Here is a 13194-nt window from a genome sequence, read left to right as displayed (position 1 = left end):
TGACAGCCGGGGTGCAGTGTTGCGCTGCGCCCGGGCTTACGGTTGCAAACGCAGTCGCGTCCAGCTGCCGTCTTCCTGCCGCTCGTAGACGATGCGGTCGTGGAAGCGGGAGCGGCGTCCCTGCCAGAACTCCAGACGCTCGGGCACGAGGCGGAAACCGCCCCAGTTGTCCGGGCGTGCCGGATCCTCGCCAGCCTGCCGCGCGGTGGCTTCGTAGTTGGCTTCGAGCTCGGCGCGGCTGCCGATGGGAGCGCTCTGTTGCGAGGCGATGGCCGACAGGCGGCTTTTTAACGGCCGGCTGCGGAAATACCGGTCGCTTTCCTCGGTGGACGTGCGCTCCACGCGTCCTTCAATGCGAACCTGGCGTTCGAGTTCACTCCAGAAGAATAGCAAGGCCGCATGTGGATTATTTTGCAACTCCTCAGACTTTCGGCTGTTATAGTTTGTATACCAGGTGAAGCCGCGCTCATCGAATTGCTTGACCAACACAATGCGCGAGCTCGGCCGGCCGTCGAGCCCCACCGTGGCCACCGACATCGCGTTCGGCTCGTTCACTTCGGCACGCAAGGTCTGCTCGAACCACTGCGTAAACTGCAGCATCGGGTCGTCCATCACCTCGGTTTCGTTCAGGCTGGCCTGGCCGTAATCCTTGCGCAGGTCGGCCACCGCCTGGCCGACGGCTGGGGAGGCAGCCTGCACTTCGCCGATGCCGCGGCGCGCCTGCATCGACTTGCCCAGTTGCGCCATCTGGTCAGGGCTGAACAGGCGCATCGCCATCGGCGCCATCGTACTTTCCTCGCGGTCCATGTGCGATGAATAGCGCTGGCTGAAGCGTTGCACCGCGCTGGCCGACAGCACGCTCGACCTGCCTTCGGCAATCGCCACCAGCTGCTCGTGCAAGTCCTGCCACAGCGCGTCCATGTCCTTGTGGTCCTGCAGGATCACCGGCGCCAGCGCCTGCAGCGTGGCGGCATCCTCGCCCTGGGCTACGGCGCGCAGCATCGGGATCAGGTCCTGTTCTTCGTCCTCGTGGTGCAGGTGGGCCGCCTTGTCGAAATATTTCAGCACCGCCGCTGCCGCCTGGCGCGCCTGTTCGTCGGCGCCGAATTCGGGCAGGTGGGCCAGCAGCTTGTCGAGGGTCGCAAGCTGCTTGCGGATGCGTCCGTGGCAATGCTTGAGGACGGCGATCGGCTGGTCGAAATCGGGCGCGGTTTCGTGGAGGAGTGAGGTCATGGGGCGTTTTGTTAACAGGCGAAAATATTTGATTGACGAGAAGTTATTTTAGTGCAGATGCAAAACGATCGTCCGTTAAAATGGCGGGATGACCCTGACAGACACCCCCGTTTTCGCAGCCACGCTCAACGATGAAGTCGACTTCGCGCGCCGCTTCGGCGGGATTGCGCGCCTCTATGGCGAGCGTGCTCTCGAACGCTTCCGTGCGGCGCACGTTTGCGTGATCGGCGTCGGCGGCGTCGGCTCCTGGATCGTCGAAGCATTGGCGCGCAGCGCGGTCGGCCACCTTACGCTGATCGACCTCGATAACGTGGCCGAGTCGAACATCAACCGCCAGCTGCAGGCGCTGACGTCCACCATCGGCATGGCGAAGATCGAGGCCTTGAAAGAGCGCATCTTGCAGATCAACCCGTTCTGCAAGGTCACGCTGGTCGAGGATTTCATCGACCCGGGCAATATCGAGGCGATGGTGGCCGGCAAGGGCTTCGACTACGTTGTGGATGCCATCGACGGCGTGAAATCCAAGGCGGCCCTGATCGCCTGGTGCAGCGCCAACGCGATGCCCCTGATCGTCATCGGCGGCGCTGGCGGCCAGATCGATCCGACCAAGATCGAAGTGCGCGACCTGGGACGCACCGAGCAGGAGCCGCTGCTGAAAAAGGTGCGCAAGCTGCTGCGTTCGCAGTACGGCTTCGCCCGCGGCGAAAAGAACAAGTACCACATCGACGCCGTGTTCTCGATGGAGCCGCTGCGCTATCCGGACAGCGGCGACGCCTGCGCGGTCGACCCCAACGGCGTCACCGGCCTGAATTGCGCGGGCTTCGGTTCGAGCATGGTGGTCACGGCGACCTTCGGGATGGTGGCTGCCGGGCACTTGCTGCGCAAGCTGGCCGACGCGGCCAATACCGAGCCGCTCGAGGGCGCTCAACCGGAAACTGTGCAAGCGGAAGAGGCCTTGCTATCATAGGATCAGTTAATGATCTTTTGATTGGAAGAGCCACCATGATTCGTCGCACCCTCTTGTCCGCCCTGATGCTGGTGGCCACCGCCGCCAGCGCCCAGGACACCACCGCCCAGGACGCCTCCAAGCCGACCACCCAGCCGGCGCCCGAGCAGCAAGCCGTGCCGCAGGCTACCCAGCCGCAGGCTGCGCCAACCCTGCCGCCGCTGCCGACCCCGCAGGTCGAGATCGTCGACCGCGTCGTCGGCAAGGGCAAGGAAGCGACGCTGGGCAGCAATGTCGTCGTCCACTACACCGGCTGGTTCCACAAGCCGCTGGCGCCGAAGCAGCGCGGCCGCAAGTTCGATTCCTCGCTCGACGCCGGCCGCGAGCCGCTCGAGTTCCAGCTGGGCGCGGGCCGCGTCATCAAGGGCTGGGAGCAGGGCGTGGCGGGCATGAAGGTGGGCGGCAAGCGCACCCTGATCATCCCGAGCGCACTGGCCTACGGCAAGCGCGGCGCCGGCGGCGGCGAGATTCCGCCGGACGCGGACCTGATCTTCGACGTGGAACTGCTGAACGTAAAGTAAGTCAAACCACACCATGAGCTCGTGAAAAAAATCCATGGAGAATTTTTCACTGGCTCCAAGGGAGAATGGCATGCGAATCGCAAACGATGTCACTGAGCTGATCGGCAACACCCCCCTGGTCCGGATCCGCAGGCTGGCGCAGGGCGCCGGCGCGGACATCGTGGGCAAGCTCGAATACCATAATCCCGCCCACAGCGTGAAAGACCGCATCGGCCTGGCCATGATCGAGGCCGCCGAGCAGGCCGGGCTGATCAAGCCCGATACCGTCATCGTCGAACCCACCAGCGGCAACACCGGCATCGCGCTCGCGATGGTGTGCGCCGCGCGCGGCTACCGCTGCAAGCTGGTGATGCCAGAAACCATGAGCAGCGAGCGGCGCATGCTGCTGCGCGCCTATGGCGCCGAACTGGTGCTCACGCCCGGCAGCGAAGGCATGCTGGGCGCGATCCGCCGTGCCGAAGAGCTGGTGGCGTCCGACCCCAGGTACTTCATGCCGCAGCAGTTCAACAATCCGGCCAACCCGCAGATCCACCGCAAGACCACCGCCGAGGAAATCTGGCGTGACACCGACGGCAAGGTCGATATCCTGGTGGCGGGCGTGGGCACCGGCGGCACCATCACCGGCGTGAGCGAGATCATCAAGTCACGCAAACCCGGCTTCCAGGCCATCGCCGTCGAGCCCGAGGCCTCGCCCATGCTCTCGAAGGGCAGCAAGGGCCCGCACCCGATCCAGGGCATCGGCGCCGGCTTCGTGCCGCAGGTGCTCAATACCCACGCCTACGACGAAGTCATCACCGTCAAGAACGAGGATGCCTTCGAGACGGCGCGCGCCGCCGCGCGCGAAGAAGGCCTGCTGGTGGGGATTTCGTCGGGCGCAGCCCTGTGGGCGGCGATCCAGGTGGCGCGCCGGCCCGAGAACGCGGGCAAGCTGATCGTGACGATCATTCCCTCGTTCGGCGAGCGCTACCTCAGTACGGCGCTCTACGCGAACCTCGCTGGCTGAACTTGCACGTTTATTTCCAGTGGGACACAAAAGTTGCTGTAGCTCAGAGCTGAGGATCGCAGGCGCCGTATGCTGTCTTCAGCGGTGACGGAACGAGTCGCCGGCAACTTTCCCATGGAGCAAGCTGTGGCCACTACACATTTCAAGGCGGGCGGGCAGGGCGGTTTTACCCTGATCGAACTGATCGCCGTCATCGTGATCCTCGGCATCCTGGCCGCCACCGCGCTGCCGCGATTTTCCAACCTGGCAGGCGACGCCAGGGCAGCCAACCTGAAGGCGGCCAAGGGCGCGCTGGTATCGACGGCGTCGATGGTGCGAGCCAAGGCCATGGTCAGCAACAACATGACGACCGGCTCCCTCACCTTCGAAGGCCAGTCCGTCCTGCTCTACAACGGTTACCCGGCGGCCGGCGACATCGGGCAGGTGCGCATGTTTGCCGCCGCCGCGGGCCTGGGCATGGGCACGGGCCTCAACGACGACTACAACATCACCTACGAAAACGGCGGCCTGACGGTGTCGCCGAAAAACGTGAGCGCCGCCAACAGGCTGACCTGCGCGGTGACCTATCTCCAGGCGGCTACCCCGGATACGCCGCCGACCTATATCGAACACTCCAGCGGCGGCAAGTTCATCTGCGACTGAACGCCCCGGGCGACCTGCAGCAGGGCCGTGCGCGGCCCGCCGCAGCACTAGGGTCTGTCTGACTAAGTCTAGAGACACCACGACATCATGCCGGCCATGACACGTGTAGGGTGGTCGGCTCTGCCGACCGCGCGTTCAACCAGATCGCGCGTCGCCACAGTGCATGCCAGAGTTGAACGCGCGGTCGGGGAACCCGACCACCCTACAAAAGTTCAGCGTCCCATCTATGGCCTTAGTCAGATAGACCTAGTGCGCGTGGGCGTGTCCGGCATGCTCGTGCCCGCCCAGCGCGCAATCATGCCGGGTCGTGCCTTCTTCCACCTGCAGCGTGCAATGGTGGATCCCGAAGTCGTGCCGTAAGTTGGCCACCATCTCGTCGAGCACCCGGTCGCCCGGATACCCGCCGGGCATCACCACGTGCGCGGTCAGCGCGTTCTCGGTGGTGCTGATGGCCCAGATGTGCAGGTCGTGCACTTCCTTCACGCCCGGCTGGGCGGCCAGGTAGCCGCGCACCGCGCCCGCGTCCACGCCGGGCGGCACGGCGGCCATCGACAGCTGCACCGATTCGCGCAGCAGCGACCAGGTGCCCAGCACGATCACCACCACGATCACCAGGCTCACCGCCGGGTCGATCCAGGTCCAGTTGGTAGCGAGGATGACCAGGCCCGAGATCACCACGCCCAGCGACAGCGCCGCGTCGGCCGCCATGTGCAGGTAGGCCCCGCGCAGGTTCAGGTCGCCCTTGCTGCCGGCCAGGAACAGCCAGGCCGAGAAGCCGTTGATGAGGACCCCGATCGCCGCCACCACGGTGACCGTCATGCCCTCGACCGGCGCCGGGCTGGCGAAGCGCTGCACGGCTTCCCAGGCGATGGCGCCGCAGGCCACCATCAGCAGCAGGCCATTGCCCAGCGCCGCCAGGATCGACGAGCCGCGCAGGCCGTAGGTGTAGCGGCGGGTCGGGGCGCTTTTTGCCAGCGCGGCCGCGCCCCAGGCCAGCACCAGGCCCAGCACGTCCGACAGGTTGTGGCCGGCGTCCGCCATCAGGGCGGTGGAGTGGGCGATGAAGCCGTAGACGAATTCGATGACCACGAACAGCGCATTGACGCCGATCGCCAGCGCAAAGGCGCGCCCGTTGCCGGCCGGGTCGGGCATGTGGTGATGGTGGTGTCCGACGCCGTGCGAATGGCCGTGGCCGTGGTCGTGGTGATCGTGGTGTTTGTGGTCGCTCATGCGTCGATTCCGGTGGCTGGTTCGGCGATATGCTCGAACATGTTGGCGAGCAGGCTGCTGATGTGGGCATCGGCAGCCGAATAGAAGACCTGCTTGCCCTGGCGCTCGGCCTTGACGATGCGGGCCGCGCGCAGCAGGCGCAGGTGGTGGCTGACCAGGGAACTGGACAGCTCGAGCGAGGCGGCGATCTCGCCCACCGCGGTCGGCTGGGCCAGGCAGGCCAGCACGATGCGCAGGCGGGTGGCGTCGCCGAGCAGGTGGAACAGGTCCGCCAGCTCTTCGACGGCGCCGGCCCCCAGTTCGAATTCAGGGTGGTAGGTCACGGTGAAATTTGTTTAACATGTGAAGAATTGTTCACATGTTAGGTCAAATTGTTAAGCGCGGCAAGTAGTGTTATTACGTGCGGGAAAATCTTAAAAGCGCATTGAAATTTTGAAAACCCTCATGGCATTGAAGTAATAGATCGTTATGGCATATCGTAGTCATACACAATTTATTTTGCCCATGAGAAACCGCATGCCTGTTCCTCTGTACATGTTACTATTGGTAAATTAAATGCACTTACTACAATCTGAAGACAGCGATGATCGAATCTATTGAGCTTGCCAATGCCGCAACTTACGCCCCTGTGCCCGAGACACTTGGCGCGTTGAAGAAAATGAACTTTATCTTCGGCACGAACGGCGTGGGCAAGACGACTATTGGCCGCGTTATCCAAAACCCCACCGCATTCGGCTCATGCAAGGTGAATTGGTTGCGAGGTGTGGAACTGGAAACTTTGGTCTACAACCGTGACTTCGTGACAAAAAACTTCACTGCCTCTGCACGAGTCAAGGGCATCTTCACATTAGGCGAGAAGGACGCGGACAACGAACGTGCAATAGAAGAAAAAAAGCGGGCGGTTGAGGCGCTCGGGGCTGAGATCGCCAAGCTATCCGATACTTTGCACGGCCCTGACAGGATTTCAGGAAAATATGGGGAGCTTGCCGCGCTTGAGGTTGTGCTAGTGGAGGCTTGTTGGAGACAGAAGATCGCGCACGACGCTACTTTTAAAACGGCGTTCGATGGAGTGCGTGCTGCAAAGGATAGTTTTAAGGACAAAGTACTCGCTCAGCAAAAATCGAATACCGCTGACGTGGTCACTTTGGAAGATTTGACCACAAGAGCAAAGATCATCTATGGACGCCAGCCGACGTTAGAAATCGCCGCCCCAAGCATCAGCGCCACTGCGCTGTTTGAATTAGAAGGGGCGGCAATTCTAGAGAAGAAAATCTTGGGTAAACAGGATGTAGATATCGCCGCGATGATTAAGCGCCTGGGAAACAGCGACTGGATCAAACAAGGCTTGCCATTCTACGCTGTGAACAACTCTCACTGCCCTTTTTGTCAGCAGAAGGTCTTGATGGGATTTGAGGAAAGTATCAAGGAATACTTTGACGAATCGTTCATCAATGACACCGCGGCGATCGCGAAATTGGTTACCGATTACTCTTCGGAATCTCGCCGCCTGCAGACGCAACTGGAAGCCATTGGATCCAGCCCTTGTAAGTTCTTAGACAAGGAGAAATTAGCGATCGTGCGGGTGGCTATCGACGCCAAGCTGTCGGCCAACGCGTTGCTGCTTGAACGCAAAAAATCCGAGCCCAGTCAAAACATCGAACTGCAATTCATACGAGAGCTCGTAGAGGAAGTCGCGCGACTCGTTGTGGAGGCGAATGCGGAGGTGGATAAGCACAACGCGCTGGTCAGCAATTTTGCGCAGGAAAAGCAAAAGCTGACCGCAGAAATTTGGAAATATATCGTCGAAGTCGCTCTTAAAGATGATCTAGCGGAGTATGCAGGCAAAAGTGCTGGTGTTAAACGCGCGATTGAGAGTTTGACTGAGCAGGTGAAAAAAAAGAAAGACGATAAAGATCAAGGCGAAAATGAGCTCAAAGTGCTCGAAAAAAGTGCGACCAGCATCCTGCCGACCATTGCCGCAATCAACGCGTTGCTCAAGTCCTTTGGATTTTATTCCTTTACTCTGGCTCAGGCCGAGGGGAATCACTATAAACTCGTGCGAGGCAATGGCGACAACGCACACGATACCTTGAGCGAGGGTGAAAAGTCCTTTGTTACATTCCTTTATTTTTATCAGCTACTCAAAGGCAGCGAATCAGAAAGCGGCATTTCCTCTGACCGCGTGGTGGTTTTCGACGATCCAGTTTCCAGCTTAGATGCCGACATTCTGTTCATCGTAAGCAGCCTGATCAAAGCAGTTTTCGACGAGGTCCGTGCGAGTGGCCAAATTAAACAAGTTTTCGTGTTGACGCACAACGTCTATTTTCACAAGGAGGTGACGTTCAATCCCGATCGAAAAGGAAAGGCAATGAACGAGGAGACCTTTTGGGTAGTGCGAAAAACTCCTGAAGGTTCGCGTTTGGAGTCACAGCCGGACAACCCCATCAAAACTTCTTACGAGCTTCTCTGGGCCGAACTGCGTCGGGAATCAAAAAACAGTCTTACCATCCAGAACACGCTACGACGGATCGTGGAGAACTACTTCAAAATCTTCGGAGGCATTGATCCGAAAACCATCTGCGGAAAATTTGAAGGCCGAGAGCGACTAATTTGCAACTCTCTTTTTTCCTGGGTCAATGATGGCTCGCACTTCGTTATGGATGATTTATTCGTTTCGCTTGAGCCTGGCGCGATCGATGCTCATTTGGCGGTGTTTGAGCAAGTATTTGTCAAGATGGGACACAAGCCACACTACGAGATGATGATGGGACGAGCTTAAAGCCAGTCTCTACAAACAGCCTACGAAATTGACTTCGATGCCGAGGATGTGGGTGATCACGCGCATCCTCTACCAAACAACGCTGCCAGCTTGACTGCTCATGTTTGAACTCTTCTGAAAATAACTATTTTGTGTCACGTGATAGCGTCGATAGGTGTATAGACTCGAGAGAGACCATACCTATCAAGAGTGTCTGCCCTGATGAGGGAACATCAGTCTTGAGTTTTGTTAGCATGACGATGAGGACTCTTGTCTGACTTAACAGTCGCAACTAACTCAGGGGCGAATCATTTGCCCGTCGCTGTCGCGCAGCTCGGCCGCGCCCAGGCCAAGGGGCTGCAGCTGCGGCAGGATGCGCTTGCGGTCGCCCACGGCCACCACGATCATCCGCGCCGGATCCAGGTGCTTGCGCGCGGCTTCCTGCACCTGCGCGGCCGTCACCGCAGCCAGCTGGGCGGGCAGGCGGCTGTAGTAGTCGAGCGGCAGCCCGTACAGGAAACTCTCGGCCAGGCTGGCGCCGATGTCGGCATTGGTTTCGAACTGGCCCGGCAGCGACAGCAGTTGCGCGTCGCGTGCGGCGGCGAGTTCCGCCGGAGGCAGCGCGGCTTCGCGCATGGCGGCGACTTCGCGGAAGATCTCGCGCACCGAGGCGCCGGTGGCGCTTTGCTTGACGCTGCCGGCGATCACGAACGGCCCCGGCGTGCGGTCGTAGCGGAACTCCGAGAATACGCCATAGCTGTAGCCTTTGGTCTCGCGCAGGTTGTTGTTCAGGCGGCTGGAGAACATGCCGCCCAGCGCGCCGTTCATGACCTGCAGCGCCGGGTAGTCCGGGGTGTCGCGGGCGACGCCGATGCTGGTCACGCGCAAAGCGGTCTGGCCGGCGTCCGGGTGGTCCACCACGACCAGGCGCGCGGCGGTAGTCGCGGGAGCGCCCGCGTTGCCGCCGGGCGCATCCGCGCCGGCCCAGGCGCCGAAGCGCGCTTCCGCCAGGGCTTTCAGTTCCGCGCGGGTGACATCGCCCGTCACCACCAGCGCCGCGTTTTCCGGCACGTAGTGACGTCGCCAGAAGCCGGCCAGGTCGTCGCGGGTGGCGCTGCGGATGGCCGGCTCGGTGCCGAGCTGGCCGTAGCCCTTGGCGTGCTTGCTGCCGTACAGGGCGCCGGCGGCGGCCACCGAGGCCACGCTTTCGGGGTCGTCGCGCTGCTGGATCAGTTCACCGATGCGGTCGGCGCGCTGGCGCTCGACTTCGGCGGTGGGGAAGGCCGGGCGCTGCACGATATCGGCCAGCACGTCCAGCGCCGGGGCGAAGGTCGAGCGTAGCGACAGCAGCGAGACGATGGAGGCGTCCGCGCCCGTGCCGGTGCCAAGGAAAGCGCCGAGCTGCGCGATCTCGTCGGCGATCTGCGGCGCGCTGCGGGTGGCCGTGCCTTCTTCCAGCATCTGGGCGGTGAAACCGGCCAGGCCAGGCAGCGCGCTTGGGGCGGCGGCGCTGCCGCTGCGTACCACCAGCTGGGTCGAGACCAGCGGCAGCGCCGGGTTGTGGTGGTGGATCACGGTCAGGCCATTGGCCAGCTTGAAAGACTCGCCCTGGGGCAGCGTGAACTGCGGCGCCGGGCCGGGCTTGGGTGCTTGTGCGCGCCAAGGCTCGGGCGCATTGATGCCTGCGCTGTCGCCGCTGCCCGCCTTGGGCGGCTTGGGCGCGCGCGGATCGTTCACTACCTGCTTGCCGGGCAGGCCGGTGACGACGGCGCGCGCCTGCCGGCCCAGGAAACTGCGCACGGCGCGCTGCACGTCGGCCGGGGTCACGCGGCGCAGGCGCTCCAGGTCTTTCGCCAGGTAGCCCGGATCGCCCGTGTACTGGTTGTAGTGGTTGAGCTGGTCGGCCAGGCCGTCGCCGCCCAGCTTTTCGATGGAGCTCAGCAGGGCGGTCTCGAGGCTGTTGCGGGCGCGTTCCACTTCGCGCGCGCTCGGCCCTTGCTCGCGCAGCAGCGCCAGTTCGGCATCGACCGCCGCCTCGAGCTCGCGCGCCTCCACCCCGCTGCGGGCGGTGACGTCGATGACGAAGGTCGAGGTCAAGCCATATGAATTTTGCGAGGCGCCGACTTCCTGGGCGATCTGGCGTTCGTACACCAGCTTCTTGTACAGGCGGCTGGCCTTGCCGCCGCCGAGGATCTCGGCCGCCAGCGCCAGCTCGGCGTCGCCGGCATGGTAGGCGGGCGGCGTGAGCCAGCCCATGAACACGCGCGGCAGCTCGACCCGGTCGCGCACCACCACGCGCCGTTCGCTGGTGATCGGCGGCGTGGCGATTGACGGGCGCGCCACCGGCGCGCTGCGGCGCAGGCTGCCGAAATACTTCTCGACCAGCGCGCGCGTTTTCGCCTTGTCGATGTCGCCGGCGATCACCAGGCTGGCGTTGTTCGGGCCGTAGTAGCGCTCGAAGAACTGGCGCACGTCGGCCAGGCGCGCATTCTGGATGTCGGCGTGCGAACCGATGATCGAGGCGTGGTAGGGATGGTTCTTCGGGAACAGGGCATGCGCCAGCGCTTCCTCGACCACGCCATAGGGCTCGTCCTCGACCGTCTGGCGGCGTTCGTTGCGCACCACGTCCTGCTGGTTGGTGAGGGCCTTCTGGTCCAGCACGTCGAGCAGATAGCCCATGCGGTCGGCGTGCACCCACAGCGCCAGCTCGAGCTGGTTCGACGGCACGGTGTCGTAATAGCTGGTGCTGTCGTAGCCGGTGCCGCCATTGCTGTCGGTGGCGCCGGCCCCTTCGAGCAGGCGGTCGGCTATGCCGCGCGGGACGTGGCGGGTGGCGTTGAACATCATGTGTTCGAACAGGTGGGCGAAGCCCGCCAGTCCCGGGGTCTCGTTGGCCGGGCCGACGTGGTACCAGAGGTTGACGGCCACGATCGGCAGGCGCTTGTCTTCGACCAGGATCAGCTGCAGCCCGTTGGGCAGGACGGTTTTTTCGAAAGCGATGGTCGGGAGCGGCGTGGCGGCAGGCTTGGCCTGGGGAATTGCGGTCATGAGGGTGATGGTCAGGATGAAACGAGCAAAAAATAATAGGGTAGGCATGCCGGACTCCGGTCGGTGGCAGCTCAAGGGGTCTTAGTGGCAGGCACTGCGCCCGTGGTCGAGCCGCGCGCCGGCCGGCACCTTGCCCGGGTCGGCGGGCAGGAAGCGCCACTCGTAGGCGCCGTCCAGCAGGCGCAGCGCGAGCACGCCATCATAACTGGCTTCGCGCACTTCGCTGTTCGGGGCGAAGAACACGAAGGGCGTGGCGTAGGCCCCGCCGGTGCCGACCACGAACTGGCGCAGGCCGCGCGCGGGCGCCAGCCGGCCGTCGGCATCCTGCGGCGCGAAGCGCTCGTAGTCGTGGTCGTGGCCCGACAGCACCAGCTCGGCGCCGGCCGCGTGCAGCAGGGCGAAGGCGTCGCGCATCCGGCCCGGCGGCGGATGCCCGCCCGAACTGTACAGGGGATGGTGCCAGAAGGCGAGGGTGCAGGCGGCCGGCTGTTGTTTCAGTTCGGCGCGCAGCCAGTCGATCTGGGCCGCGTGCGCCGTGCCCTTCAGGTTGCTGTCGAGCGAAATCACCAGCCAGCTGCCGAGCCGCAGGCTGTAGTAACCGCGGCCTGCTCGCGCGCCGAAATAATCGAAATAGGGTTTGGCCCCCAGCGTCGCGTATTCGTGGTTGCCGGGCGTGGGCCAGGTGCGCTCGCGAAAGCGCCCCCAGGTCGGGGCATAGCAGTCCCTGAATTCGGCTTTGGTACCGCGCGGATAGGTATGGTCGCCCAGGCTCAGCACCGCCGACTGCGGATCGGCGCGCAGCAAGCCTTCGACCAGGGTGGCGGTGGCGGCCGCGCCCGACCAGCGCGGGTCGGGGTGCTTGCAGCGCGCGATGTCTCCGGCAGCAAAGACGGTGTATGCGCTCGTATAGGCGGCAGCCAGCGCGGCGCCGGCGAGCAGCGCCAGGGCCCCCAGCACGCGGCAGGCCAGCCGGGACATCGGCCCCGGCTTTATTCGATGAAGCGCAGCAGGCCGCGCAGCGCATGCGCCACGGTCTGCTCGCGCACGGACTGGCGGTCGCCCTGGAACACCAGGCGTTCGGTAAAGGTGGTGTCGCCGCGCGACCAGCCGAAGCACACCGTGCCCACCGGTTTGCCCGGCACCGCGCCGGTCGGGCCGGCGATGCCGGTGGTGGACAGCGCGACGTCGGCCGTGCTGCTGGCCAGCGCGCCTTCGGCCATCTTGCCCGCGACTTCTTCGCTGACCGAGCCGAACTGCGCGATGAGTGCGGCCGGGACGTCGAGCAGCTCGCTCTTGGAGGCATTGGAATAGGTAACGAAGCCGCAGTCGAACCAGCCGGTGGAACCTGCGATTTCGGTGATGGCATGGGAGACGCCGCCGCCGGTGCAAGACTCGGCGGTGGCCAGGACCAGGCGCTTGGCCTCGAGTGCGCGGCCAACTTTGCTAGCTAGATCGAGAATATCGTTCGTCACGTGAGGCTCCTTTGAGTGCTGGTCGTGGTCGCTGCAGTCTGGCGCACCCGAGTGCGCGCAAGCTCATTCTAGCGCGCTCCGCCCCGTCCTGGCACGGGTTGGATCGACAAAAACCTACCCTGCTCGCATAGACCCACGGAGCAACCGCGACAATGTGAAACGTGAAAGGTTCCGTGCGACATGTCACACAGCGGTAGGCTATGCTGGTCACGCCCCGCCGTTCGACCTGGCCGGGCCACTTTTCCTGTTTTCGTAGGACCCTCGATGCCGCTCGAACGAAT

11 protein-coding genes are annotated in these 13194 nt (G+C 63.2%); 5 read left to right on the top strand and 6 right to left on the bottom strand.

Annotated features, from left to right (window positions below):
* Window positions 1-36: 36 nt before the first annotated feature.
* On the bottom strand, window positions 37-1233 hold the full coding sequence (pdxH, locus tag AC56LR_RS02020; protein WP_497126837.1) for a pyridoxamine 5'-phosphate oxidase: 1197 nt from the start codon (window positions 1231-1233) through the stop codon (window positions 37-39).
* A gap of 88 nt (window positions 1234-1321) precedes the next feature.
* On the opposite strand from pdxH, the gene tcdA reads away from it, so the two are divergent.
* The 4 genes from tcdA (at window position 1322) to AC56LR_RS02000 (ending at window position 4405) form a co-directional block, all read left to right on the top strand.
* Window positions 1322-2200: a tRNA cyclic N6-threonylcarbamoyladenosine(37) synthase TcdA gene (tcdA, locus tag AC56LR_RS02015; RefSeq protein ID WP_497126835.1), complete on the top strand. Its 879-nt coding sequence runs from the start codon at window positions 1322-1324 to the stop codon at window positions 2198-2200.
* 35 nt (window positions 2201-2235) lie between these two features.
* Window positions 2236-2760, top strand: coding sequence for an FKBP-type peptidyl-prolyl cis-trans isomerase (locus AC56LR_RS02010; RefSeq protein WP_497126833.1), 525 nt, complete (start codon window positions 2236-2238; stop codon window positions 2758-2760).
* Between the two features lie 70 nt (window positions 2761-2830).
* Window positions 2831-3763 (top strand): cysteine synthase A, encoded by a 933-nt coding sequence (gene cysK, locus AC56LR_RS02005; RefSeq protein WP_497126831.1) that lies wholly within the window; start codon window positions 2831-2833, stop codon window positions 3761-3763.
* 126 nt (window positions 3764-3889) lie between these two features.
* On the top strand, window positions 3890-4405 hold the full coding sequence (locus AC56LR_RS02000; RefSeq protein ID WP_497126829.1) for a pilus assembly FimT family protein: 516 nt from the start codon (window positions 3890-3892) through the stop codon (window positions 4403-4405).
* Window positions 4406-4651: 246 nt separating this feature from the next.
* Here the strand turns inward: AC56LR_RS02000 and AC56LR_RS01995 are convergent, their stop codons facing one another.
* Entirely contained in the window at window positions 4652-5635 is a 984-nt protein-coding gene (locus AC56LR_RS01995; RefSeq protein WP_497126827.1) for a cation diffusion facilitator family transporter, read from the bottom strand.
* Window positions 5632-5958, bottom strand: coding sequence for an ArsR/SmtB family transcription factor (locus tag AC56LR_RS01990; protein WP_497126825.1), 327 nt, complete (start codon window positions 5956-5958; stop codon window positions 5632-5634). Before AC56LR_RS01990 ends, AC56LR_RS01995 begins: the two co-directional genes overlap by 4 nt.
* Window positions 5959-6218: 260 nt before the next feature.
* On the opposite strand from AC56LR_RS01990, the gene AC56LR_RS01985 reads away from it, so the two are divergent.
* Window positions 6219-8414 (top strand): AAA family ATPase, encoded by a 2196-nt coding sequence (locus tag AC56LR_RS01985; protein ID WP_497126823.1) that lies wholly within the window; start codon window positions 6219-6221, stop codon window positions 8412-8414.
* Window positions 8415-8690: 276 nt separating this feature from the next.
* On the opposite strand, the gene AC56LR_RS01980 is transcribed toward AC56LR_RS01985, so the two are convergent.
* The 3 genes from AC56LR_RS01980 to AC56LR_RS01970 are packed head-to-tail and all read right to left on the bottom strand — an operon-like array spanning window position 8691 to window position 12913.
* Complete coding sequence (locus AC56LR_RS01980; protein WP_497126821.1) at window positions 8691-11489, bottom strand: M16 family metallopeptidase; 2799 nt, start codon at window positions 11487-11489, stop codon at window positions 8691-8693.
* Window positions 11490-11522: 33 nt separating this feature from the next.
* Complete coding sequence (locus tag AC56LR_RS01975) at window positions 11523-12419, bottom strand: metallophosphoesterase family protein (RefSeq protein ID WP_497126819.1); 897 nt, start codon at window positions 12417-12419, stop codon at window positions 11523-11525.
* A gap of 11 nt (window positions 12420-12430) precedes the next feature.
* On the bottom strand, window positions 12431-12913 hold the full coding sequence (locus AC56LR_RS01970; protein ID WP_497126817.1) for a CinA family protein: 483 nt from the start codon (window positions 12911-12913) through the stop codon (window positions 12431-12433).
* Window positions 12914-13194 lie beyond the last annotated feature (281 nt).

It is taken from the genome of Telluria sp. ZT3P39, from assembly GCF_059685935.1.
Note: the sequence above shows the minus strand (reverse complement) of the source record. Positions and strands in the feature narration are given on the sequence as shown.

Coding starts and splice junctions, on each gene's coding strand:
- pdxH (WP_497126837.1), bottom strand. CDS start 1,233: ATGACCTCACTCCTCCACGAAACCGCGCCCGATTTCGACCAGCCGATC.
- tcdA (WP_497126835.1), top strand. CDS start 1,322: ATGACCCTGACAGACACCCCCGTTTTCGCAGCCACGCTCAACGATGAA.
- AC56LR_RS02010 (WP_497126833.1), top strand. CDS start 2,236: ATGATTCGTCGCACCCTCTTGTCCGCCCTGATGCTGGTGGCCACCGCC.
- cysK (WP_497126831.1), top strand. CDS start 2,831: ATGCGAATCGCAAACGATGTCACTGAGCTGATCGGCAACACCCCCCTG.
- AC56LR_RS01995 (WP_497126827.1), bottom strand. CDS start 5,635: ATGAGCGACCACAAACACCACGATCACCACGACCACGGCCACGGCCAT.
- AC56LR_RS01985 (WP_497126823.1), top strand. CDS start 6,219: ATGATCGAATCTATTGAGCTTGCCAATGCCGCAACTTACGCCCCTGTG.
- AC56LR_RS01980 (WP_497126821.1), bottom strand. CDS start 11,489: ATGCCTACCCTATTATTTTTTGCTCGTTTCATCCTGACCATCACCCTC.
- AC56LR_RS01975 (WP_497126819.1), bottom strand. CDS start 12,419: ATGTCCCGGCTGGCCTGCCGCGTGCTGGGGGCCCTGGCGCTGCTCGCC.